The organism is Paenibacillus elgii NBRC 100335 (genome assembly GCF_004000865.1).
Lineage (GTDB): Bacteria > Bacillota > Bacilli > Paenibacillales > NBRC-103111 > Paenibacillus_G > Paenibacillus_G elgii.
Genome location: NZ_BIMB01000004.1, coordinates 230,890 through 254,777, shown reverse-complemented (window position 1 = coordinate 254,777; position 23,888 = coordinate 230,890). Strand labels below are relative to the sequence as shown.

Annotated in this window: 21 protein-coding genes; 9 read left to right on the top strand and 12 right to left on the bottom strand. The window is 56.2% G+C overall.

Annotation, left to right across the window (positions count from 1 at the left end):
* Positions 1 to 6: 6 nt before the first annotated feature.
* The 6 genes from PEL01S_RS04980 to PEL01S_RS04955 form a co-directional block, all read right to left on the bottom strand.
* The gene (locus PEL01S_RS04980; protein WP_127459561.1) at positions 7 to 690 is read right to left on the bottom strand and encodes a CPBP family intramembrane glutamic endopeptidase; all 684 of its coding nucleotides are present in this window, start codon (positions 688 to 690) and stop codon (positions 7 to 9) included.
* A 199-nt stretch (positions 691 to 889) separates the two neighbouring features.
* On the bottom strand, positions 890 to 1,324 hold the full coding sequence (locus PEL01S_RS04975) for a YtxH domain-containing protein (RefSeq protein WP_127459560.1): 435 nt from the start codon (positions 1,322 to 1,324) through the stop codon (positions 890 to 892).
* Positions 1,325 to 1,382: 58 nt separating this feature from the next.
* Positions 1,383 to 1,640: a GlsB/YeaQ/YmgE family stress response membrane protein gene (locus tag PEL01S_RS04970; RefSeq protein ID WP_010494880.1), complete on the bottom strand. Its 258-nt coding sequence runs from the start codon at positions 1,638 to 1,640 to the stop codon at positions 1,383 to 1,385.
* Positions 1,641 to 1,755: 115 nt separating this feature from the next.
* Positions 1,756 to 3,240, bottom strand: coding sequence for a glycoside hydrolase family 26 protein (locus PEL01S_RS04965; RefSeq protein WP_127459559.1), 1,485 nt, complete (start codon positions 3,238 to 3,240; stop codon positions 1,756 to 1,758).
* A complete protein-coding gene (locus PEL01S_RS04960) occupies positions 3,237 to 4,157 on the bottom strand; it encodes a phosphatase PAP2 family protein (protein WP_231885216.1) in 921 nt (306 codons plus the stop codon). Before PEL01S_RS04960 ends, PEL01S_RS04965 begins: the two co-directional genes overlap by 4 nt.
* 5 nt (positions 4,158 to 4,162) lie before the next feature.
* Positions 4,163 to 5,614, bottom strand: a complete 1,452-nt coding sequence (locus tag PEL01S_RS04955; RefSeq protein WP_127459558.1) for an ABC transporter substrate-binding protein — start codon at positions 5,612 to 5,614, stop codon at positions 4,163 to 4,165.
* Positions 5,615 to 5,824: 210 nt separating this feature from the next.
* Between PEL01S_RS04955 and PEL01S_RS04950 the strand changes: the two genes are divergently transcribed.
* The 4 genes from PEL01S_RS04950 to PEL01S_RS04935 all read left to right on the top strand — a co-directional run bounded on the left by PEL01S_RS04950 (position 5,825) and on the right by PEL01S_RS04935 (position 11,292).
* A complete protein-coding gene (locus PEL01S_RS04950; protein WP_108535031.1) occupies positions 5,825 to 6,370 on the top strand; it encodes an RNA polymerase sigma factor in 546 nt (181 codons plus the stop codon).
* Positions 6,367 to 7,953 (top strand): ABC transporter substrate-binding protein, encoded by a 1,587-nt coding sequence (locus PEL01S_RS04945; RefSeq protein WP_127459557.1) that lies wholly within the window; start codon positions 6,367 to 6,369, stop codon positions 7,951 to 7,953. Before PEL01S_RS04950 ends, PEL01S_RS04945 begins: the two co-directional genes overlap by 4 nt.
* A 10-nt stretch (positions 7,954 to 7,963) precedes the next feature.
* Positions 7,964 to 9,373, top strand: a complete 1,410-nt coding sequence (locus tag PEL01S_RS04940; protein ID WP_127459556.1) for an ABC transporter substrate-binding protein — start codon at positions 7,964 to 7,966, stop codon at positions 9,371 to 9,373.
* A gap of 161 nt (positions 9,374 to 9,534) precedes the next feature.
* The gene (locus PEL01S_RS04935; protein ID WP_127459555.1) at positions 9,535 to 11,292 is read left to right on the top strand and encodes an endo-1,4-beta-xylanase; all 1,758 of its coding nucleotides are present in this window, start codon (positions 9,535 to 9,537) and stop codon (positions 11,290 to 11,292) included.
* 358 nt (positions 11,293 to 11,650) lie between these two features.
* Here the strand turns inward: PEL01S_RS04935 and PEL01S_RS04930 are convergent, their stop codons facing one another.
* Both PEL01S_RS04930 and PEL01S_RS35120 read right to left on the bottom strand, forming a co-directional pair.
* Entirely contained in the window at positions 11,651 to 12,544 is an 894-nt protein-coding gene (locus PEL01S_RS04930; RefSeq protein WP_239551430.1) for an alpha/beta hydrolase family protein, read from the bottom strand.
* Positions 12,490 to 12,840 (bottom strand): hypothetical protein, encoded by a 351-nt coding sequence (locus tag PEL01S_RS35120; protein ID WP_239551428.1) that lies wholly within the window; start codon positions 12,838 to 12,840, stop codon positions 12,490 to 12,492. The genes PEL01S_RS04930 and PEL01S_RS35120 overlap by 55 nt, the downstream gene beginning before the upstream one ends.
* 311 nt (positions 12,841 to 13,151) lie before the next feature.
* On the opposite strand from PEL01S_RS35120, the gene PEL01S_RS04925 reads away from it, so the two are divergent.
* Both PEL01S_RS04925 and PEL01S_RS04920 read left to right on the top strand, forming a co-directional pair.
* On the top strand, positions 13,152 to 13,688 hold the full coding sequence (locus PEL01S_RS04925) for a PadR family transcriptional regulator (protein ID WP_127459554.1): 537 nt from the start codon (positions 13,152 to 13,154) through the stop codon (positions 13,686 to 13,688).
* Between the two features lie 37 nt (positions 13,689 to 13,725).
* Positions 13,726 to 14,580, top strand: a complete 855-nt coding sequence (locus PEL01S_RS04920) for a helix-turn-helix domain-containing protein (protein ID WP_127459553.1) — start codon at positions 13,726 to 13,728, stop codon at positions 14,578 to 14,580.
* A gap of 66 nt (positions 14,581 to 14,646) precedes the next feature.
* Here the strand turns inward: PEL01S_RS04920 and PEL01S_RS04915 are convergent, their stop codons facing one another.
* The 3 genes from PEL01S_RS04915 to PEL01S_RS04905 all read right to left on the bottom strand — a co-directional run bounded on the left by PEL01S_RS04915 (position 14,647) and on the right by PEL01S_RS04905 (position 17,481).
* Positions 14,647 to 15,327 (bottom strand): DUF2238 domain-containing protein, encoded by a 681-nt coding sequence (locus PEL01S_RS04915; protein ID WP_127459552.1) that lies wholly within the window; start codon positions 15,325 to 15,327, stop codon positions 14,647 to 14,649.
* A gap of 142 nt (positions 15,328 to 15,469) precedes the next feature.
* The gene (gene erm, locus PEL01S_RS04910; RefSeq protein ID WP_127459550.1) at positions 15,470 to 16,321 is read right to left on the bottom strand and encodes a 23S ribosomal RNA methyltransferase Erm; all 852 of its coding nucleotides are present in this window, start codon (positions 16,319 to 16,321) and stop codon (positions 15,470 to 15,472) included.
* Between the two features lie 263 nt (positions 16,322 to 16,584).
* Positions 16,585 to 17,481: an AraC family transcriptional regulator gene (locus PEL01S_RS04905; protein WP_063187927.1), complete on the bottom strand. Its 897-nt coding sequence runs from the start codon at positions 17,479 to 17,481 to the stop codon at positions 16,585 to 16,587.
* Positions 17,482 to 17,599: 118 nt separating this feature from the next.
* Between PEL01S_RS04905 and PEL01S_RS04900 the strand changes: the two genes are divergently transcribed.
* The 3 genes from PEL01S_RS04900 (at position 17,600) to PEL01S_RS04890 (ending at position 22,070) form a co-directional block, all read left to right on the top strand.
* Complete coding sequence (locus tag PEL01S_RS04900; RefSeq protein WP_063187929.1) at positions 17,600 to 20,101, top strand: glycoside hydrolase family 2 TIM barrel-domain containing protein; 2,502 nt, start codon at positions 17,600 to 17,602, stop codon at positions 20,099 to 20,101.
* Between the two features lie 21 nt (positions 20,102 to 20,122).
* Entirely contained in the window at positions 20,123 to 21,274 is a 1,152-nt protein-coding gene (locus PEL01S_RS04895) for a glycoside hydrolase family 88 protein (protein ID WP_174806899.1), read from the top strand.
* A gap of 130 nt (positions 21,275 to 21,404) precedes the next feature.
* The gene (locus PEL01S_RS04890) at positions 21,405 to 22,070 is read left to right on the top strand and encodes a hypothetical protein (protein WP_063187931.1); all 666 of its coding nucleotides are present in this window, start codon (positions 21,405 to 21,407) and stop codon (positions 22,068 to 22,070) included.
* A 695-nt stretch (positions 22,071 to 22,765) separates the two neighbouring features.
* On the opposite strand, the gene PEL01S_RS04885 is transcribed toward PEL01S_RS04890, so the two are convergent.
* Positions 22,766 to 23,707, bottom strand: coding sequence for a helix-turn-helix domain-containing protein (locus PEL01S_RS04885; protein WP_063187933.1), 942 nt, complete (start codon positions 23,705 to 23,707; stop codon positions 22,766 to 22,768).
* Positions 23,708 to 23,888: the final 181 nt, after the last annotated feature.

Genomic DNA, 23,888 nt, shown 5'->3' with positions numbered 1-23,888 from the left:
GCATAGCTAGCTTAGATAGAGAAAATAGATGCCCATGATGCCCGCATCCGCGAAGCTGTGGCTCAGTACGGAGCCGGTCAGCGAGGCATGGCGGAGACGCATCCAGCCCCAGAAAAGACCGGCGGCGAAAACGGGGAGCACCAGCGCGATATTCCAAGGGCGCTCGAAGATCGGCACAATCGACAGCACATGGTACAGGCTGTAGAACAAAGAGGTTAGAAAGACGGCCATGGCAGGGCTTACTCTGCCATCCGTCAGCTTCCGCAGCACGTATCCTCTCCAGTACGTTTCCTCCAGCAGCGGGTTCAGCACCAGCAGCACCAGCACCAGCCATATCGTATGCTCCCCGGAAAAATGCCATTCCTGCAGCAACCCTTTTAGCCGGGGGATATCCAGAAACAAAGGATGAAACCAGGCGGCTGCGGCAACGATCGCCCCGAAAAACGCCGCGCCCGAGCCGATGCCCAGGAGGATATCGGTCTTTTGCCGCTGCCGTCTCCGATCGGTCTGAACCCGGGAATCGGCGGGGTTTCCTGTTCGGCGGCGGAGAATGGAGCTCCCCAAAGGAACCAGCAGCAGCCAGCCGTAAAATAAAGCGAACGTGAGCGGGACGCTGTGCATCCCCTGCAGTCCGGCCGCAATCATGACCGTCGGGCCGAGGAATAAAATGGGAATTTCGTATCGGTCCATAGTTGCTATCCGTCACCCTTCTGTTCCTGTCTTCCGTCCATCATAAACGGCACAGCTTGGTCATGACGAGTACTAACTTAAGCTAGTACTCTACGGGATGCACCCGTTCTGACCCGGGATCAGCATTGGCAGGTCCGGCAAACGCGAAAAAACCGGTACGTCTGCGCTGAGGCAGAGATACCGGTTTTCCAATGATGCTTTATCCTTTGGAGGAGCTTACCGCGCGGTCGGCCTGATCGATCGCCTTGTGGGAGGTGCTCTGCGCGTTATCGAGGGCGCGGTGGCCGGCGGATTGCGCTTTCTCCAGCTTATCTTGGGTCACGTCGGCCGCACGGTCAATCGCCTCATGGGACGCTTCCGCGACGCGGTCCGTCATGTCGTGCGCTTTGTCCGCCAATTGACTACCCTGCTCCCGCACCTCTTCGACGGTTTCGGAAGCTTTCTCCTTGCAGGCGGCCATCAGCTCCTGACCTTTGGTCTGTAAGGTTTGCATGGCGTCCATCAGGTCGCTGCGCAGCTCGCGTCCGGATTTCGGCGCCAGCAAGAGGGCAATCAGCGCCCCGGCGGTGCCTCCGATCAACGTTCCGAGCAGCAGGTTGCTTTTGCTTTCATTGGCTGTATTTGCCGTAGTCATGCTTCATCGCTCCTTTGCATTCGTATTGGAATCCGCTAGAGACGGTGCGACTTGAAGCTTACGCTGTACGGTTGAGGCCTTTGGCCACGAGACCGAGCAGGAAGACGAACAACGCTGCGCCGATAATCGCAGGTACGACGGCGAAACCGCCGATGACGGGTCCCCAGGAACCAAGCAGCAGATAGCCGAGCCAAGCACCGACGAACCCGGCGATCATGGAACCGATGATGCCTCCCGGCATCGCTCCCGGCGCAAGGGCGGAACCGATCGCTCCGATCACAAGCGCCATAAGTAAAGTAATCAGCAAGCTTATCATCTTCTTCACGCTCCTTTTGGAAGGTGGACTGACTGGCTTGCCTCTTTTTACCCTTGCAGAGAAGCGATGAAACAAACGGGACGGCAAGGGATTGCCTGCTGCCTCCGCTCCGGGACTACTTATATTCCTGCAAATGCTGACGGAACCGCTCGACCACCTCCGGCGTTTCGTCCAGCTTATATTTGCGGGCCGGGCGGTCGTCCGGATCGAAATCCGTATGGCTCCACCAGATGGCCGCTTTCAGCTTGGGATATTTTTTGATGTCCTTGAACATGTTGTCCACCCACTGTGCTTTATTCCCGCCGACCGAGCTGGAGGCGAATTCCGTGATCATCAGCGGCTGTTCGAACCACTTGCTGTATTGGGCGTACAATGGCGCATACAGCTCGTCGAACGTGCTCCACTGCTCGCCCGGGTAATAGGTGCCGGTATTGTAAGCGGTCAGCCCGACCACGTCGACGTAGTCGTCGCCCGGATAATAAAGCAGCGGATGATTCCACTGGAATTCGGGCTTGGACGAGTGATTCGGGTTCCATACCCACAGGACGTTATCGACACCCTGGCTCTGGAAGGTCCGGTAAATATATTTCCAGACCTCCGTATACAGCTCCGGGTCCTTGGAGTTGTGATAGGCGGAATAAGGCACCCAGTCCCCGTTCATCTCGTTGTTCAGCCGGAACAGCAGGGGATGGCCGAACGCCTTGATGTCCTGCGCGTATTTGGTGAAAAACTCGTCATATTTTCCGTTCAAAATGTCGTACATCACGCTGGGGTTCTGTTCGCCGAACCGCATCGTTTGCAGCGTCAATTGGACAAGGCGGTTGTCATCGTACGCGTTTTTTAAATCGTCCGCCGGAAAGCCCGTCGATAAGGACTTGTACAGGATCAACAGACCGAACTTGTAGTCCAGCTTCTGCTCCAGCGCATGAAGAAGATTCATTTTACCCGGAGCCGACCGCTCGTAAATGCCCCATTTCAGGCCGTCTGTCATAAACAGCTTGCGGTACTCTTCCGCCGTTTCCAGATTGGTTTTGAGCGGCGCCTTCTTGGTCACCGTGCCAAGCTCCGGCTTGTCCCCCTGAGGCGGAATGACCCGGAACGAATTCACGATCTTCTCGTCATTCGTGATGGGCTGGGCGGACTTGATCGCGATGGTGTAGACTTCTTTGTCGTTCTTGACAATTTCCGCGCTGGCGTAGTAGGGCTTGTCGTTCTCCACGTGCTTGAGCTTATCGCGCTCCCATTTCAGCAGATGGACGGACAGGCCGCCCACCGTCTTGGTTTCGTTCATGGTTACGCGGTGATCCTTCGTATTCTCGATAAACCGATTGCCGTACCCGATATACGTGGCGGCGTCGGATACGGTACCGTTGAAATTATCGTAATACACGTCGATTTGGGTCGTTTCGTCACACAAGCGCGTTCGGACCCCGGGCCAGGAACGGTCGACTTTCATTTGCTTCGGATAGCTCAGCTCATACCCATAAGGCAAATCGGTATACGTCGCCATAGGCTCGGAGACCATGGATTGCGCGATAAAGACGCCGAGCAGAGCGGCGAATACGACGCCGGAAATGACGTGCGTTTTTTTGAGCTTCATCCGGCTCTTCCTTCCGCTGCCGCATAAAGCTTGTTAAACCGGGCGGGAAGGAGCTTGCATCCCCAATAGATGACGGTATCCGCAAGCTTGACGACACCGTAGGCGAACAGCATGCCTGCGATGACATCCAGCACCCAGTGGATCTGCAAATACATCGTCGAGAAGATGATGGCAGAGCAATAGGTCACCATGACGTATTTGAAAATACGGTCCCGCTCGCGCAGCGCCAGCAGCAGCATCGCGAATGAAATCGACGTATGCATACTCGGGAAGCAGTTCATGACATTCGTCAGCAAATCGTTTTCCGTGGCGAACTGTCGGCCGAGCAAATCGGGCTGTCCTTTCACCCACCACACCTCGCGCAGCAGGATCAAGTGATAGAACGGCAAAATGAGCGGGAATTGCAGCAGATGGCCCGACAAGGCGTAGGACAGCATCTTTTTCACGCTGCGGGTCCAATAGCTGCGCACGATGCAGATCCAAAGCGAGAGCACGAACCCGTAGTTATAAATCCATACCATGGTTTTATCCAGCCTCGGATGGCTGATCGTCCGGGCCCATGCCGCATCATTGAACGGAATGCTATTCATCATGCTGTCCCAGTTCCAGATATGAAGGTTATTCTGAAACATCCGGTAGGCGATAGACCACCAGATGCCGTTCCCGGTGCCGTAGAAATAATAGAACACCCCGAGAAGCGGAACCCCAACCGCCAAAAATTTCATCCATTCGACGTCAACCTGGTCCTTTCGCACCCCAACCAGACAAATCAAAAGCAGAACCCAGCATTCCAAGGTCCAGCCGCCGACGGTGCCGATGCGCCAAACCAAGTAAATCGATGCTAAAATACCGCACATCGTCCAGTCGATTCCATTTGTCCATCGTCTTGACTTCTCCGACATCGTTCGATTTTCCAACCCGGCTAGCCCTGCCCTTTCTGTTCCGTATTTTTTTGTTCCTGTTTGGCTTTGTTATAAATGTCCTGGCCTTTTTGCTGCATCGTTTTGAGGGCTTCGTCGACCGATTTTTTGCTTTCGACGACGGCTTGCACCTCCGCTTGGGCCATTTGGTCGAAGGCAGAGTAGAACGACGCCGGCACCGGCTCCGCGCCTTTCGGATAGCCGTTTCGGATCAATTTCAGCATCGTGAACGGTTCGAGGCTGCGGCCGTCCCGTTCTTTGATATAGGCCGTTCTGGAGGACAGCTCACCCGGGCTCGAGGAGGACACCGCTTTCGCTACTTCCTCACTGTTGATATATTTGACCAATTCCCAGGCTGCCCGCTGGTTGGGCGAATCGACATGGACGGCAAAAAACTTCGAAATGGACACCGAATCCGAAGCCTCCGGGTTTCTCGGATCGACCGGAACGGTCACGATATCCCAGTTGACCGGCTTGACGTCCTTGAGCGAATCCTTGGCCCGCAGAAGCGTCTCAATATAGTACGATCCCTCGATGGCCATGGCGGCTTTACCGGTGGCGAACAAATCTTGCTTGAAGATGTCTTCCATCGTCATTCCCGGTTCGATTGGCTTGCTGTCTTTGGCATTATAGATTGCTCCTGATTTCACGGCATCTACGGCCAGGGTCAGCGCCTTTTTCCAGCCGTCGGATTGGAGGGTCACCGTTCCTTTTTCCCGGTCAAGGACGGACAAGCCCAGGGTGGACCCGATCCCCCTCATGTATTCGTATCCGACCGGCTTGCCGTCGTTAAACTGGTAGTACGAGGCCATCCCGTAGATGCGCTGCTCCCCCTGTCCGTTGGTCGGAAAACGTTTGGCAACATCGAGCACATCTTCCCACGTCATCTGGTTTTTCGGTAGCGGCACGCCGTGTTTCTCGAACAGATCCCGGTTATAAAACAGCGCTTTGCTAAAGAAGGAGGGGGCCAGCCCGTACAGCTTGCCGTCGCCCATGGACTTGATTTGTTCGATGACGGTCGGCATCATGCTCTCGACATCGAACTTGTCCTGACGAATGACATCGTCAAGCTGAAGCAGCTTGCCGTCGGCAGCCCATTGCTCGAACAATTCGGGCGTCGGGAGTAAAAGCACGTCGGGTTTTTCTTCGTCAACCAATTTTTGGAATTCCTTCTTGGTGTCTTTTCCCGGATCGAAGATGTTTTGCATGGAAACCACCTGTACGTCGATGTTCGGGAATTTGGAGGAGAACAGTGTGCCATACAGCTGAGAAAAATAATTTTTGTCGAAAAAAAGCACCTTGATGCTTGCTTTCTCGTCCTTGCCCAGTTCCTTTAACGTTACGGAAGGCTTGACTCCTTCGCCTCCGGCGAGCTTGTCCGAGCTGCATCCTGTCATTGTGGCGGCCAGGGACAAAGCCAGCCCCGCCGGTACCCATTTAGACCATCGTTTCATTTGCGATCCCACCCATTTCCGAAGTGTAGTGACGATGCGTTTTCGTCCCACCTTCTGTTTTTTTGTTGTCAAGCAGTAGACGGGGGATTCGCGGATTCGTTCCGTTGGACGTGAATATTTTTGTGAAAGAGGCGGCGAGCTTAAAATTTTTCTTACAGAAGGGAACCTTTCTTCCGTTGCTTCGTCCAATTTCATGTGAGGTGAACCCGGGTGGCCTTTGAATACTTAAAATCGATGTCCGGCGGCTTGGATAAAAACGCCGCTCTTTCGGACATCATGCTGACGTACGGCGAAGACGTATGGAACTATGCCTTTTTCCTGTCGAAGAACCGGACGTTGGCGGACGATGTGACACAGGACGTGTTCGTACGGGTGTACGAGCGGTTATATACGTTTCGCGGCGAGGCCAGCCTCAAGACATGGCTGCTCGCCATTACCCGCAATCTGGTGCGCGATCATTGGCGATCGGCGTGGATACGCCGCGTCATTCCTTTCGGCATTCTGCGCCAGGAAGGCCAGGAGCCGTCGGCGGAATCGCAAGTGATCGGCCTGCTTGCCGAGGAGGAAGTGTGGAACACGGTGCTCGGCTTGCCCCACAAGCTGCGCGAGGTGCTGCTACTGCATGCGCACCATCAGCTGTCTTACGCAGAGATCGCGAAGCTGCTGAACGTGTCCGAAGGCACGGTTAAATCTAGACTTTCCCGGGCGCGCGCCAAAGTATCGCAGCAGCTCGGCGAGGAGGGAAGAAAGGCATGACGAAACGGCTCGAACCCGAACATTGGGAGAAGCATCTGACCCGGCTGCAGCTCAAGCAGGGCGGCTTTTCCAAGGAACTCATGCATAAGGTGAAGGAGCGGGTGGAGACGAAGCAGCCGCCCGTCGGAAGCAAACGCTGGCTCCGCTGGAGTCCCGCGGTGGCGTGCGTGCTTGTGCTGGCGGTCGGATGGACCCAGGCGGACCGGCTGGTCGAGGGACTATCCAAGCTGTCCAAGCCGCTGGAGAAGGCGGCCTTGGAGGCGATGGACCCGAATAAGGAGAAGACGCTGAAAGTTTCGTTTGTTCATGAAACAACGTTCATGATGCAATATGGTAAAGCGTTTACGATCCGTTACCCGAATGTCGCCGTCAAGGTAGAGAAGGGAATCGGAAACGAATCCTCTGCCGGAATCATGACCAATCTTGAGGAGCAATTGGAAAAAGACAAACCCGACGTGCTGGCGCTGTCGCTGTCCGAATACGCGCAGTTGGCCAAGGAGGGCAAGCTGTACGCGTTGGACGACGTGATCCGGCAGGAGGGCTTCGATCTGCAAAATATACATGCCGGCGTTGTCGACAGGCTTCGTACCGAGGGTGGAGGCAAGCTGTACGGGCTCGCGCCGGAATATGACCAGCGCGCGCTCTTCTACAACAAGGAGCTGTTTGACAAATACGGGATCAGTTACCCGAAGAACGGCATGAGCTGGGAGGAGCTGCTGCAGCTCGCTTCCCGGTTTCCGACGGCCCCGAATGCAAAGGACCGGGTCTACGGTTTGGTCACACGCGCTTATACCGGTCCATTCGGTTTGGTACAACAGGCGGGCCAGGCCAAGGGACTGGGCATCCTCGATTCTTCAGGCAAGCAGGTCACCGTCAATACGCCGGAATGGCAGAAGGCTTGGACGGCCGTGCTGGATGCGGTCCGTGGCGGATATATTTATGAGCAGCCGCCGCTGGAAAAGTTGTCTACAAGAGAAGATATGTACAGGGCCAATCCGTTCATGACCGGGCAAGCGGCGATGACGCTGCAAAGTTACGGCTTCGTTAAGGATTTGAACGAGGCTTCGTCCAGATACAAGATGTCCTCTGTTCCATGGGATGTCGTGACCGAGCCGACGGACCGGTCCCGGCCGAACGAATCGTCTTCCTTCTCGGTCCGCACGATCTATGCGGTGAATGCGGCCTCCGAGAATCGGAGGGAGGCATGGGAGCTTGTCAAGTTCATCAACAGCGAGGAAATGGCTCGCAAAATGCTTACACAGAATATCGGCAGCGGTTCTTCGCCTTCGCGTTTATCGAGTCTTTCTGCGGTCAAGGGGCAAGAAAAGCTTGTCGAAGCGTTCACAAGCCTTCGTCCGCCGTCGGAGTCGCAAGTGACTCCGGGCGTGCCGGCAGAGTTTTATTCAGCCTTCGAGGAGCTTGCGACGCAGCTCTCCAAGGACGTGTTGAAAGGCAAGAAGACGGTCTCCCAGGCAGCACGGGAGCTTCAAGACAACGGACAGCAGGCGCTGATTCAGGCGAAAAACGCAGCGCAGAAGAAGCCGGTCCAAGCCAAGACGGCGGTGGACGGCAGGACACCATAGGGGGAGAGCCATGAATCGGAGCGGAACGACAAGAACTCGGAGGAACAAGCTGCTGCTCCCCCTGCTGGCGGGCACGCTGGCTTGGAGCGCGGCCGGCTGCAACGATGCGCCGGCTGCGGCCCCGCCGGAACGGACGAAGCTCAAGGTGGCTTATTTCAACCAGGAAGCGTTTGACAGTGAGTACGGCGATTATTTTACGGCCAAATTCCCTGAGCTTGAAGTGGAAGTCGTCGCAACTGATGATACGATGGCCCGCGGCAAGAATCCGCAAAAAGAAATGGACAAGCTGCTGGACGAGCAAAAACCGGATCTCATTATTACGAGGTCCGGGGAATATCAGCAGCTCGCGGCGGCGGGCAAGCTGTACGAGTTGGATTCGTTGATCAAGCGGGACAAATTCGATATCGAAAACATGCATCCGGACGTCATCGATTATTTGCGGACCAAGGGCGGGGGCAAGCTGTACGGGCTTGCCCCTCGATTTTCGACCTCGGTGCTGTACTACAATAAAGGGCTGTTCGACGAGTACAAGGCTCCTTACCCGAAAGATGGCATCACTTGGGACGACCTGTTCGAGCTGGCAGGCAGATTCCGCGGCGCCAAGAACGGGAAGGACCCGATTTACGGGCTTCATCAACCGTTTATGAACTCAAGGTTTGGGATGGTCCGGTCGGTGGGGTGGAATGTGGGACTCCGTGAGACGGATGATGAGGGACGTACTGTCACGATCGATACGGAGGCTTGGCAGAAGGTATTCTCACAGATGACGGAAGCCTGGAAGAACGGCGATATGCCCATGATTGGCGGGAAGGACAACAAAGGCGGCCAGGATAAGGAGGCTGTCGATAGTACCGATTTGTTCAGTCAGGGACGGGCAGCGATGACCATAAGCGGACCGTCGCAGATCAGGCGGCTGCAGGAGAGCGGCTCCAAGATCGATTGGCAGATCGTGCAGCCGCCTTCGCTGGACGGCAGCAGCTCGTGGCAGCAGGACGTTTATCTGCATCCGATTTTTGCGATCGGCGCAGGGTCCGGGCAGGCGGACAAGGTTTGGAAGATCGTCCGCTATTTCAACAGTGCGGAAGCGGCCAAAATCGAAACGAAGACGTCCATTTCGCCGCTGACGCCGACCCGCTCGGGCTTCGTCAATACGGTAGACGGCCGCAGCATGGAGCCGTTTTACCAAGTGAAGTATGACGATACGCTTGGATCGGGAATAGAAATGAAGCCGAATACCCCCGCGCGTTTTTACTGGGAATTCGATAAGAAGGCGGACGAGCAGCTTGAATGGATTATGACCGGAAAATCGACGGTGCGGCAGGCGCTGCAGCAGCTTCAAAAGGAAGGCCAGCAGGTGCTGGATGAAGCATGGCTGGCGGAGCCTCCGGAATCGGGAACGGACGGGGGAGCAGTGAAATAGCGGTGCCTGCCACCCGTCATCAAAGTAACAAAGCCCAGCGACTTGTGCGCTGGGCTTTGTTTTGTGCAAAACCATCTTAAAAAAAGACATGGGAAAACCTAGAAGCTCGCCTTATAATTGGGTTATTACGGTCAATTCACAATAGGGGAAGGGGTTTATTGATGATGACGAGAAGCAAACGAAGCTTCAAGCTCGGCGCAGCATCTTTGCTGCTGCTGCAGCTTCAGCTTGTTTCCGTAATGCCGGGGGCCGCTTCGGTCGAAGCAGCCGATGTGCCGTTGGCTCCTGCGACAGTCGATTTGATCCGGGGGCACGATTGGACCCGATTTTCAGGAGCAACTGCGGCTGGCGATGAAGTGACCGTTACCGGTATAGGGCGGGCCATCATCCCTTGGGGCAACGATGTGTCGCAGCCGACGGTCAGCAATCCGCCGATCAATTTGCGCGGTCCGGTTTTGAACATATCCGGAGATTTTTCGGTAAGCTTTCAAATGGCCTCTTCCCCCGGCAAAAGCGCCGGACTTCAACTGTACGGCACACTTCCGGTCATTCAGGACGAATGGCGGCAGGAAGGCAAGGCGGTATCGGTTATGTTGAAGAACGGCAAGCTGTCGGCCGCCGTCTATAACGGCTCTTCCGCCGTTCCGAAGAAAGCGGCTTTCAATTATACATCGGCCGGAACGCTTGATGTCCGGCTTCTGGTCAAGAGCGGCAAGCTCGCATTTTACGTAAATCAGGTCAAAGTCGGGGAAATGGCGGACCCCGGAGTGTTCGCGGATGGCAAAGTGTATTTCGGCGCCGATGCGGACGTCGGCAGCTCGTTTACGCTCAAGTCGCTGACGGCTCAAGCGGAAGGCAGCGCCTCGGCGGTAACGGTAAGTGATCTGGGCATCGCTGCCGTGCCGCAGAGTGCGGACTCGCTGCGGGCACTGGCGCGGACGAATGCGCCGCACCTGAGCATCGGCACGGCTGCGGCCGTCATCCCGACCATGACGGATTCCGCTTACCGCAGCATTCTGGGACGGGAGTTCAGTATCCTGACTCCGGAAAACGACATGAAGTTTCAGTTCATTCATCCGCAGCGGAACGTTTACGCTTTCGCGGAAGGGGACAGTTTGGTGGAATTCGCGGAACGCAACGGCATGGCCGTTCACGGTCATGCGCTGGTCTGGAGCGAAGCGAATCCCCGGTGGCTCACGCAAGGCAACTACAGCGCCGCAGAGCTGCAGGCCATCATGGAGGAGCACGTGAAGACGGTGGTCGGACGGTACAAGGGCAGAATCAAGGAGTGGGACGTCATCAACGAACCGCTCAAGGACGAGAAGTTTAACGTCAATCTCGGCTTGCGGGATTCGATCTGGTTCAAGGCGATGGGCGAGAAGTTTCTAGACATCGCGCTGCGCGCCGCTCACGAAGCCGACCCGGATGCCAAGCTGTACATAAACGAATATGGCTGCGAGGCGGAGGACGACAAAGCGGACGCGCTGTATACGCTTGTCCAGCGGCTCCAGTCGCGCGGGGTGCCTTTGCACGGCATCGGCTTCCAGGTTCACGAAGATATCGGCAAAGACAGCGACGGGACGTACGATCCCGTATCGGCTAGCGAGTTCAAGCGCACGGTCAAACGTTTCACCGATCTTGGCTTGGAGGTGCGGGTATCGGAGCTGGACGTCAACATGCACGGCAAGGTCACGGACACGCTGCGCAGCAAGCAGGCGGAATATTTCAAATCGATCCTGGCGCTGACCCAAGCGAATAACCGGTTTACGTCCTACGCCATGTGGGGATTTACCGACCGCTATTCGTCGCTTCAGCCCGAGGGTGAATACAACGAGTTCGGCAACGGGCTCATCTACGACGAGTATTATACGCCGAAGCTCCCGTACCACAAAATAAAGGAAGCGCTGCAAGGCCCATAAGCACGGGCTTCGGCGCTTGTTGAGAAAGTGGTCGGAGAGCGGTACAGGTAATACGAGGGGGTGGGGTATACACTTCCGGTCGCTGCTCCACCCCACAAAGTGAAGTTGAATCAGAGAAGCTCAGTCCTAGTACTTTGCGGGGACCCCGGGTCCGCAGGAAATTTTGATTTGAAGCCGCTTCGCAGCGGATATTTCCCGCGGACAAAGGCGAACGCTATCGCTCCTCCAGTGCATACCCCACCTCCGTATGTTTCACCGTATTAGTGAAGACCACTTTCTCAACACTCTGAACGCTCCGGAATGTTTCCGGAGCGATTTTTTTTGCGGGCAGACGCGAGGCTGGCTTCCCGCCTTATCGTTACGGACGGTTGAGACCATCCATTACATCGTCTAGCCACTCGAAGACACGTTGATTAAACAGGAGCAGCGCTCCGAATTGGCAGTGCTCTTCGCCACCGTCTTCCGCCGTAAAGAGCATGAACGTTTTGGGGCAGGTAAGAGCTTCGTAAAGCTTCATCGGCTGGCCGGCAAAGAAATGATCGGCCTCGGCTTCGCATACGAGCACGGGACATTTAATCATGTGGGCAATGCCCTCCAGCGTGAACGGCTGCGTTTTCTCAATCAACTCCAGGAACGTCTTCGCCTGGAACGTAAACCGGCCGTTATCGACAGCCCAGCGGACGCCGGTGTTGTTGGCCATCAGCTCCTGGATAAAGGTCTCCAGCTTGGCCGGTTCGTTGAAGTCCACGTTTGCTCCCTCGGGGGCCATTTCACCGAATTGGAAGGTGAACAAGCCGTCGTTTGCGATACAAGCGGCAAGGCGGTGCTCATAGGCTGCAGCCCGCGGCGCCAAAAATCCTCCGAGACTGATGCCCATTAGCGCAATCCGCTGCTTATCCACTTCCGGCCGGGTATGTAAATAATCGACGACCGGCGTAATCACCTTCTCCCAATCGTGGCGGAACGGAATGCGCTGCAGCCGAATCGTGGCGCCTTGACCCGGCCCTTCGAACGTCAGGCAATTGTAGCCCCGCTGAAGCGCCGCCGCCGCTCCGCCGAAGTAAAGCTCCTCCCCTGTGGAATCGTAGCCTCCGTGAATAATCAACGTTGGTCTGGGTACGTCATCCACGCGGTAGAAATATCCTGACAAGTGAGTCCCTTCATAAGGAATCTCCACTTGCTCCACAGGCCAAACCATCAGTGGGATCGCCTGGCGGAACGTGCTCCGGCTTTTTTCCCATGTTTCGAGCATGCGCGGGTCATCCGGATTGCCATCAGGAAAAACTCCGCGGTACGGTAATAATTGGACGCCCGCAAAAACGACTCCCGCGCGCTGATCCGCTTGCCCCGCGCCAAGCTGTCGGCAGCCTGGGCGTGAATGCGCTCCGCCGTTTTGTACCATTCGGCATACCAGCTTTCAAAATTGCTCTCCTCAATCCGATAGCCGGTCACCAGACATTCGCCGATATCCGCGCCTCCGTAAGGGGCGTAGCTCAACGTACGCAGCAGCTCGAAGGAAAAGGTAGGATCTTGAAAAATAAGTTTCATCACAAATTTCTCCTTTGTCACGGTTTGGTTAAGGTTAGTCATTTTATAAGTCAAAATTAACCTAGGTCAAATATAACTCAATAGCTTTTCTTTGTAAATAAAAAATAGGTTATTTTTAACCTATCCGAGCTTGTTGAAAAAGTGGACTTTAACAAAAATAGAGATGCAAACGGAAGTGGATACCCCACCCCCTCGTAACCTCTATTATCCCATTTGAACACTTTCTCAACACTCTGGAATAGGTTATTTTTAACCTATCCAGCATTGTGGTAATATGGAGGAATCAAGGTCAAATCAGAGGAGTTGTCTTCATGTCCATTCGTTATGCATTGCTTTCCTTATTGGCGCGCGAGCCTTTAAGCGGTTACGATATCAAGCAACAAATGAACGACCGGTTCGGCCCCTTTTGGAAAGTGGGCAGTAATCAGGTGTACCCCGAATTGTCCAAAATGGAAGGAGAAGGTCTGGTCAAGCTGCAAGGCATCGAGCAGCAGGCTAACCGCCCCGCCCGCAAATTGTACGAAATCACGGAAGCCGGACGGGACGCCCTCATCCAATGGACGCTCGAAGCGGGGGAGCTGGAGAGAATCCGCGACGATTTTTTGTTGAAGGCCTACAATATTTGGCTTGTCGATCCCGAGCGGATGATCGGACGACTCGAGGAAACCAAGAGGCAGCATGAAGAAAGACTGGCGGCGTATGAAAAAAAGGTCGAGGAGCTGGAGACCATGCTGACCACGGCCGACAGCAGAGACCCGATTGCCGCCACCATCTCGGTCGTCGAGTTCGGCATTCGATATGAGCACCTGTATATGGACTGGTGTGATCGACTAATCAAAAAAATGTAGCGCCAAGCAGCATTCCGGCGCGAGGAGCGGCTCTGCGATGGACTCTAATCAGCTTCAACGAATGCGCAGCTATTTGGACAATACGCAAATGACGGTGACGATGGCCTACTACTCCAAGGTGGGGCCGAATTGGCGGAGCATCAACGAGCTGCCGGATGTGAACCGGCTTTATTATATACGCGAAGGGGAAGGGTGGATTCGGCTGCGTGATCGGCTCTATCACCCGAAGCCGGGACAATTGTTGCTGCTGCCGGCAGGGATGCGGCTGTCGTTCGGCCGGCTCGGCGACAATGGCTTCGGGAAATATTGGTGCCATTTTACGGCAACGGTGGGAGACGTGAACCTGTTTCAAATGCTGGAGCTGCCCCACTGCATCGACGTGCGGGACGAGGCTGGGCTTGAGAAGCAGTTTCTGGACTTGATCGGGCTGTACAACAATCCGTCGCTGACGGCTCCGCTGCGCATCAAATCGGTGCTGCTCGATATCGTTTCCGGGTATATGGAAGGAGCGCTGGAGCGGGAGCGGGGGCTTCGGCTTGCGCCGATGTCCGAAACGGGAAAAATCAACACGGTGCTCCACTACGTAGACGAGCATCTGCAGGAACGGATCACGGTGGAAGAGCTGGCGCGGCTCGTGCATTTTCACCCCAACTACTTCATGCAGTATTTCAAAACAATGCTGGGGCTCTCCCCGATCGCCTACATTAACCGCAAGCGAATGGATAAAGCGAAGGAGTTGCTGTCCGCAAGCGAATGGACGGTGACGGATGTAGCTGAGAAGGTCGGCCTTGAGCTGTACTATTTCTCCCGCGTCTTCAAGAAGCAGACCGGTCTGTCCCCGAGCGAATACCGCAAGCAATTTGCAAGGCGCGGACCGATGGCAGAGGAGTAGACGTTGGGGCGCCCCTGCAAGCGGGACGGAAGCCGAAGAAGCCGGGCCCCGCTGCAGAACGCTGGATCAGGAATGTGAGGGCGCCGTGTGCTTCGTTTTTCGCAGGATGATGGCGAGCGCCCCCATCGATACCAAGGCGCCGACGAGTCCCATTAGCATATCTTTCTGGGTATCGAACACATCGCCCTGTAATCCGAGATAGTCGGCTCCGGCTTGTCCGGCCGTGGCAGCAGCCCCCATCTCCACAATTTCGAACAACGCGCTGAACCCGAGTATCGTCATGACCGGAATCCCGTATGACCAGAAATTGCGCAAGCCTGCGGCCCGGATGAGCAGTTCCCGAAGGCAGTAGGTAAGCCACAGGCCGAACAAGAAGTGAACGACCCGGTCGAAGTAGCTTCTTTGAAAATGAAACGAAGCTTTCAGCCATTGGTCGACCGGCGTATTCTGATACGTGTAATGAGCCGCGAAAACATGTGCGCAGAGGAATAGAAAAATCAGCAAATAAGATAGATTCGAGAAGCGGAACGCTTTGTACGTAAACAGCAGCGTGAAAAAAGCCGCGAGGACAAGCACGTTTTCCATCAGCCATTGGGTCCGGTCGGTCGGCGAGATCGCCATGACGATCCAATAGACAACAAAAACCGCGAGCAGCAGATGCAGGATGATGTTGCGGGAAAAAGGGATATCCGGGTCCATCAGCCAGTTGGTCCCCGTTCCGCCACGAGCTGCGGATTGTTGAGCCATTGTAGCTTCTCCCTTCGGTGTTTCAGGATAGGATGACCGGCTGTTTCCAGCCGGTTCGGACAATGTTCGTAGTATTGGCAAAATTGTCAATGTCATACCTTGGTAGGCTCACTTACTCGGCAATTCCGGAAGAGACCGCTGCTCATCGCTTGGACATGCCGCCTGCCTTGGGCCACCGGTAAGGCTCGACATAGCGGATCATCGTCTCGAAGACGGCAGCCCACTGCCGCTCGTTCAAGGCGCCGATTGGGGCGCTCCGGTCCACCCGCAGCAGCTTGACGAGATGCTTGAGCTGCGCCGGGGTGAACCGAAGGCCGAGCGCGGCGTGCAACGGGGCGCCGGGCACCCGGAGCGCTTGCGTGACGAGTCCCATGAAGCGGGCGTGGTCGCTCGGCCGCACGAGCGGCTCCTTTTTGCGGCGTACGGTCAAGATCGCACATTGTACCCGGGGCGGGGGCGAGAAGCAGTCGGGCGATACCGGCTCGGCGAGCTTCAGATCGAACTGCATGCGCCATCCGAGGATGCGAGCATGCGTGACCGGATCGGCCGTAAAGCGGCGGGCTACCCCAAGCTCGACGATCAGCACGCCATGCCGAAACGGGACGGCGGGATGTTCCATCAGCTTGCCGAGCACTGACGACGTGATGGCAAAAGGGATGTTAGCTACAACGCCAAAAGGCTTGCGGGGGAGCGGCATTTCCAGGAAGTCGGCCTCGACGATCCGGATGCCTTCCGCTTCTCTCAGCTTGCCGCGGAGCTTCTCGGCGAAACGGGGGTCGTTTTCGATGGCAAGCACCTGCCAGCCTTCTTGGGCGAGCGGAAGCGTCAACGCGCCGGCTCCCGCCCCGATGTCCAGCATAAGCGGCTGAGGCGAGAGTCGGGCAAGCTCGATCATGCGGCGGACAAGCGATTTATCGCGGATCAGGTGTTGGCCTGAAAAGTTGGAAGGGGTAAAACGCCCCGCTTGACGGGACGGACGTTTGTTTTTTGGCATGACAAATATGCACCTCATTCATTCGTTTTGTGGGAATGAAAAAGGTACAGCACAAATAAACCCGGGCCAAAAGCTTTTTCAGCCGGGAATACGTGTTCTGTACCTCAGATTACCGTAAACGCATGAATTGAACGCACATATGGATGCACATGAAAGAAATACCTCGGAATTCGTTAAAGTCAAAAGGCCCGTGAGCCCTTTTAAAGTATAGCATGTCAGGAAAAGGAACGCCATCCTTGGGCGCACCGCGTTCCATCCAAAGATTAAGATTTCCGTTTGCTGTCTGCTTCGTACGGCTCCCGTTTGAACCGGTTCGGCGTAAGGCCGACCTGCTTCTTGAACAGTTGGCAAAAATATGAGAAATTGCCAAGCCCGACCGCGCGGCCGATGTCCTGCACCGGCTTGTCGGTGGTCCGCAGCAGCCAGCACGCTTGCCGGATGCGGCGAGCCGTCAAATATTCGGTGATGCTGCTACCTACCGATTGACGGAAGACGGCGGATACGTGATTCGGGGACAAATGAATCTCCTGCGCGAGCCGTTCCAGCTCGAAGGGCTCCATGTAATGCTTTTCGATCCAAGCCATAATTTTCTCGGCGGTGGCCGATGCTTTAGGCAGTGATGGTTGCTCCTTTAGCGGTGAGCCGGCCGGTTCCGCCGCCGATTTCAAGTGATGCACGAACGCGGTCAGGAACAGCAGCTGCTCTTCCAGCAGCAGCTCGGCATTTTCCTTGGGCGCAAGGCGGGGAAGATGGGAGCGGAGCAGCGCGTTCATGGCGGCGGGGTCCGGCGTCCGGTACACTTGGGGGGCCAGCGGGTCTTTCCACAGCGATTGGAAAAAAGCCCGAAGTCCGGGAAACGGAGCGAGTGTTTCGTCGAGCACGGCAGGCTCGAAGACGAACAAGGAGCGTACGTACGGCTGCTTGGGCAGCTCGCCGATCCGGATGCGATGCAGCTGAAACGGCTTGAAGCAAAAGACGGTGCCGGGCGACATCTGGAAAATTTGTTGTTCTACAACGGCCGTTCCTTGCCCTTCATGGACATATAAAAGCTCCATTCCCTGATGCGCGTGGTAGATTTCGACGAACTCGTTCGTCCGGTCTTTGTAAAATGATAGCTGCACGGGATGACGATTCAGATTCAAGTAGTTCATCTGCTTCATGCGCATGGACCTCCACCGTAATATAGCAACATTTTATCATAAGAGCGCCAAACTTTGCGGGCGTTTTTTTTGTTATGCTGAAAGCATATTTTATTGGTTCGAAAGGGATGGCCTCACAATGATCAAACAGCGGTTAGTCGAAGGATGGGAGCATTACCGGGGCAGCCTCGGCGGTCCGTGGGAAGTATGGCGGGCCGACAAGCTTCAAAATCATTACAATGTGCCGTGGCATAAAGTGGAGCTGCCGCATACGTACAACGCGCTCGACGTGATGGACCCTGACGGTAAATATTATCAGGGACAGGGTTGGTACCGGACGAAATTGGCGGTAAACAATCCGTATCCGAACGGGCGGACGCTGCTGCATTTCGAAGGCGCCGGACAGCGTACGGTTGTCTATGTGTATACGAGCAAGGTCGGTTCGCATCTCGGAGGCTACGACGAGTTCACGGTCGACATCACCGAGGCGGCGGCCGAGGCAACGAGCATTGAGCGATATCAAGGGCTGGTCCCGGTAGCGGTTGCGTGCGATAATAGCCGGGAGCTGGAGACGATTCCGTCGGACGCGAGCGATTTTAACCTGTATGGGGGCATTTACCGGTACTTGAATCTCGTGTATGTGCCTGCCGTGTCGCTCGCGCGGGTTCATGTGGAAGCGGATACGAGCCGTTTGGTGGCGGGGGACGGGAAGCAGAGCTGTACCGTGAAGGTCAGAGCCAAGCTGTACAATCCGAACGCGCAGCGGGAGAGCCTCAAGCTGACGATTCGGCTGACGGACCGCGCAGGAGACGTGCTTGCGGAATCGAGCGTGAGCTGCCTGCCTTGGGAGGGCGAGAAGGAACTCGCGGTCTACGAGCTGGCCGATCCGCACCTGTGGAGCACGGACGACCCGTACCTGTACGGCTGCACCGTCCGGGCGGAAAGCGTGCATGGCGAGACGGAGCTTGCGGAACGGTTCGGCGTCCGGTATTTCGAGTTCGTCGAGCACGGTCCGTTCAAGCTGAACGGCGAGCGGCTTCTGCTTCGCGGGACGCATCGGCATGAGGATCATGCGGGCGTCGGACCGGCGATGACGGAGGAGATGATCCGCTGCGAGATGCAGCTCATCAAGGAGATGGGCGCAAACTTCATTCGCCTCGGCCACTATCAGCAGTCGCGAATCGTGTTGGAGCTGTGTGATGAGCTGGGCATTCTCGTCTGGGAGGAAATCCCGTGGTGCCGCGGCGGTCTTGGCGGCGACAGCTACAGGCAGCAGTGCCGGGACATGCTGACGGCGATGATCGAGCAGCATTACAATCATCCGTCGGTCATTCTGTGGGGTCTCGGCAACGAGAATGATTGGGAATGCGATTTCGACTATTTCGATCAGGAAGACATCCGCCGCTTCATGAAGGAGCTCCACGACCTGTCACATCAGCTTGACCCAAGCCGGTTGACCTCGATTCGCCGCTGCGAGTTTTGCAAAGACATCGTCGACGTGTACTCGCCTTCCATCTGGGCGGGCTGGTACCGCGGCATTTACACCGATTACGAAGCGAGCTGCCGCTCGGCGTTCGACAATGTGCGCTCGTTCTTCCATATGGAGTGGGGCGCGGACAATTTGCCGACCCGTCATGTGGAGAAGACGTACACGGGCTTCGAATTTATTCCCCGTGGCAACGGCACGACAGACGAGCGCGACGGCGACTACCTGCTGACCGGCGGCGAGCCGCGCGTCTCCCGGGACGGCGACTGGTCAGAGACGTATTTTTGCGAAATGATCGACTGGTATTTGAAGTCGCAGGAGCACATGGATTGGCTGACCGGGGCGGCGCAGTGGTCGTTTAAAGATTTTGCGACGCCGGTGCGTCCAGACTCGCCGATTCCGTATTTGAACATGAAGGGGATCGTCGAGCGCGATTTTACGAAAAAAGAAGCCTACTACGTCTTCCAATCGTATTGGGCGACGGAGCCGATGGCCCACATTTACGGTCATTCCATGCCGGTACGTTGGGGCGCTCCGGACGAACGGAAGACGATCAAGGTGTATTCCAACTGCGTGGAGGCGGAGCTGTTCCTGAATGGGCAGAGCCTCGGCGTGAGGAAGCGCGATTCGCAAAATTTCCCTGCAGCAGGCTTGCGTTGGGAGACGGCCCTGGAATCGGGCATGAATCATGTGAAGGTCGTTGCGGTAAAAGACGGCGTAACCGTGGAAGACGAGCTGACCTTCGAATACCAGACGGCAGTCTGGGGAGCTCCTACGGAGCTGCGGCTTACGGCCGAGCCGCAGGAGGACGGGCGGGTTTATGTGGAAGCACGGGCCTACGATGCCCATGGTGTGTTCTGCCCCGATGCGGCGAACTTCGTCCGCTTCGGTCTTGCGGGAGACGGCCGGCTGCTGGACGGTCTCGGCACGATCCGCGGTTCGCGGCTGGTTCAGCTCGCCACGGGGCTGGCCGGGATTTACGTCGATCCGCAGGGCGGTTTGCCGGCGGGCATCTCGGTCACGGACTTCGTTACGGCCGGAGGTCCGGCTGCGTCGCTTACCGGCGACAGCGGAAAGTCCGGGGCAGGGCATCCGCGGGTGTCGGTCGTCAGCGCGGCGTGCGAAGGGATGGCTACGGCATTTATTACGATTTAATTCCAGAGGAGGAGTTTACGCATGACAGCGATCGATACGAGCAAATGGACGCAGGCGTCCGACTTGAAGGCGGCGCTCCCGGCGATTTGGGACGCTTTGCAGGTAAAGGTGGACCGGATGATCGGGCAGCTTGGAGAGAAATCGCCGCACGTGGCCAAAGCCGACGGCCTGTACGACGATATGCGGCTGGATTGGTGGACGGCCGGCTTCTGGCCGGGCATTCTGTGGATCATGTACGATATGACCGGAAAAGAGCACTACCGGGAAGCGGCATGGTCTTGGGACGAAAAGTTCGAGCAAAAAACAATTCAAGATAATAATTTCCACCACGATGTGGGGTTCCAGTTTCTTCCTACTTCCGTTATCAAATACAAGCTGACCGGCGACAAGGACGCCAAGCGCCGCGGCTTGCAGGCCGCGAACTTCCTCGCGGGACGGTTCAATATTGCGGGTAGCTTCCTGCGCGCGTGGAATCAAGACAAAATCGGCTGGTCGATCGTCGATTCGTCGATGAACCTGTCGATCTTGTTCTGGGCGGCGCAGGAGATCGGCGATCCTCGTTTTGACCATATCGCCAGAGCGCATGCCGATACGGTGGTGGATAAGTTCATTCGCCCGGACGGCTCGGTGAACCATATTCTCAGCTTCGATCCGCAGACGGGCGAGCTGATCGAGCCGCTCGGCGGCCAAGGCCACGGGCCGGACTCGTCCTGGAGCCGCGGCGCTTCGTGGGCGCTGCATGGCATGGCGAACACGTACCGCTACACGGGTGACAAGCGGTATTTGTATGCGGCGCAGCAGGTGGCGCATTACTTCCTTGCCTGCCTGCCGGATGACCACGTGCCGCATTGGGATTTCCGCGCCGCCGACCCGCTCGACGGCGAGCCTCGCGATACGTCCGCGGCGACGTGCGCCGTTTCCGGGCTGATCGAGCTGGGCGCGGCGCTCCCGGGGGCAGAGGGCGCCGTGTACCGCCGCGCGGCGGAGCGCATTTTGCTCTCGCTGACGCAGCATTACGCGACGTGGGACCGTCCGGAGCACGAGGGCATTTTGCTCGCAGGCACGGGCAACAAGCCGGCCTGGCAAAATATCGACGTTTCGTTGATCTACGGCGATTATTATTACGTGGAAGCTATAGCGAAGCTGCTCGGCTGGCGGAATCGGATTTTTTAAGGCTCCGCGCCTTGCTTGTTGCTGCTTGATTCGTTATGATAAGGTATACGAATTGGTTGTGAAGCACACACCGTCCATCTCCGGCAAGGGGATCGGGCGGTTTTTTATTTTTCCGGAGGTGGACTGAGGAATGAGATTTCAAGAAGCTTACGAAGCTTTTTTGCATGCGCATGTGCAGTCAGCAGCTGGCGAGAGGCAACGGCGGTTGAAGGAGGGGCTTGGGCATGCGGAGAAGCTTTTTCTGCAGGAGGTGTGGTGGCCGGCTGTCGGACGATTCGAGCACCTGCATCCGGAGTTTGAGGTTCATGATTTCAAGGATGGGACACGCTACTTGGATTTTGCCTATTTGCGCCCGCCGTTCAAAGTATGCTTCGAAATCGACGGCTACGGTCCGCATAGCCGGGATGCAAGCCGCTGGCAATTTGCCGACCAACTCGTCAGGCAAAACCATCTGGTGATTGACGATTGGAAGGTGTTTCGCTTTGCTTACGACGATATTAGAGAGAAGCCGCGGCGCTGTCAGCAAATGATTCAACAGCTGATGGGCAGATGGTTCGGGGACGAGAGCGTGCCGATCGCGTTGACCCTGAAGGAGAAAGAAATTGTGCGCTTGCTCGTTCATAAGCAGCGGCAGGTGACCCCCGCGGAAGTGAGTCAGCATTTAGGGGTAAGTGTGCGTTATGCGCGGGAGTTGCTGCAGAGTCTCTTGAAGCGACAGGTGCTTGTGCCGGCTTCGGGCACCTTGCGCGTTCGGGCTTACCTGCTGAATCCGCATGGGAAACCGATGTTTTTGTAGCGGGAGTGCGGTTTGTAGCAGGTGTTGGACAAATAGAGCACGAGAGATGCTTTATTTGTTTCTTTTGGCGGGGCGTCGAAGTGTAGCGGAACTGAGATGCTTTATACGTGTCGAAAAATGTGCATTTGTTGCTGACGAAGGCTGATAGAGGAAGTGTACTTCCTCTATTTTCGCGGACACCCCTAGTTCGGAGGGAATAAGTTACTTGAGTTCCTCTATTTTGTATGGGCACTCGCTCGCCGCTCGCCGCCATTCGCATATTGGATTCCCGTGCCCTCGCTCTAGCTTTTGGTACGCTAGCCTGCCATTCGCGCACGAAAAATGTACCGAAGGAACGTAGAACGTGGGGGAGAAATTGGGGAGATGCCAAAATACAGTGGGCGGTGCGCAAAGGGCGTGGGTTGTTTTCGCTCATTCGTGCAGCCACGACGGGTCTGTACTCACTGACCATCCGTTATCATAGGCGCTCGTTACGTCGTCTGTACCCACGTAGAGTCACATTACCAGCGCGCCATCCTGTTACGACGTTGTGTGCATGCCAATCACGAAGGCTGCGAGCAGCAGTGTCACGTCGCCTGTGTGTTACCACCCGTCCCGCCGTCTTCATCTATGAACGGTCACGTCATCAACCGCCGTGTCATCTGCCGCGCGCTCCCATCTCGTCAACTGCCCCCGCCCGTCCGCCTTACGCCCCGCTACGCCTGCGGTGCGGCTTCGTTCACGCCGACGCCGGCTTCGCCGCGCATCCGCTGCTTGAACTCTTTTGGCGAGCAGTGATTATGCCGCTTGAACAGCTTGTAAAACTGGGCCATGTTGGGGATGCCGACCTCGAAGCCGACCTCGACGATGCTCAGATCGCGCGTCAGCAGCAGGCGCTCGGCTTTTTTTACGCGCTTGTAGTTGACGTAATCGACGAAGGAGAGGCCCATCACCTTCTTGAAATACTTAATGAAATAGTGGTAGCTCAGGTTCAGCAGCCCGCACATGTCCTCCACGGCGATTTTCTCGCTCAGATGCCGGTCGACGTAATCGAGCGCCGGGCGGAGCCGGGTCAGCTCGGTTTCCTCCGCGCCGCCGAGTACCCCCGCCGTATCGCTGCGCATGAGCAGCAGCATCAGCCGCTTGATCGAAGCGCTGATGGCCAGCTCGTAGCCACGCATCCGGCTTTGGGATTCTGCGAAGATATCCATGATGAGCGCGTACGCTTCCTGCCGTGCTGCATCATGGTCGTGAAAAATATAATTCAGCTTCCACAGCGGCTGCGTCAGCTCCGAGAAGCAGTGCAGGTAAGGCATCGTGCTCTGGTCGAAATGCTGGGACAAATCGACCTGGAACACGATATAGCGAAGCCTTCCCGGATCGAGCTTGGCCGTCCGGTGCAGCTGCGAGGACCCGAGCACGATCAGATCGCCGGGACCGATGACGGTATACTCATGCTTCGTCTGGATGCCGAGCCGCCCCTCGATGATGGCTAGAAATTCCACTTCCTTGTGGTAATGCCACCGGCATTTCTCCGAAAGGCCGTGGTAGGGCGAATCCGAGAGAATTTCCCATATTTTTAAGAACAACAGCGGGTTCTGGTAAATAACCTCCTCCTCGCTGGCCGTTTCCATTGGCATTTCGACGACGGTTTTCATCGGTTCGCAGACGCACCTCGCTTCGGTGTATACAGTAGCGGCAAGCCATTTTTGAATAGATCCGCTTATAGCCTCTCAAGGCACATTATGCAATTCAGTATATCACGAAACGGACGTCGATAGCAGTTTTGCATACAGACGAAACAGGATTGGGAATATCTTTTTGAAAAGGGATTCACTA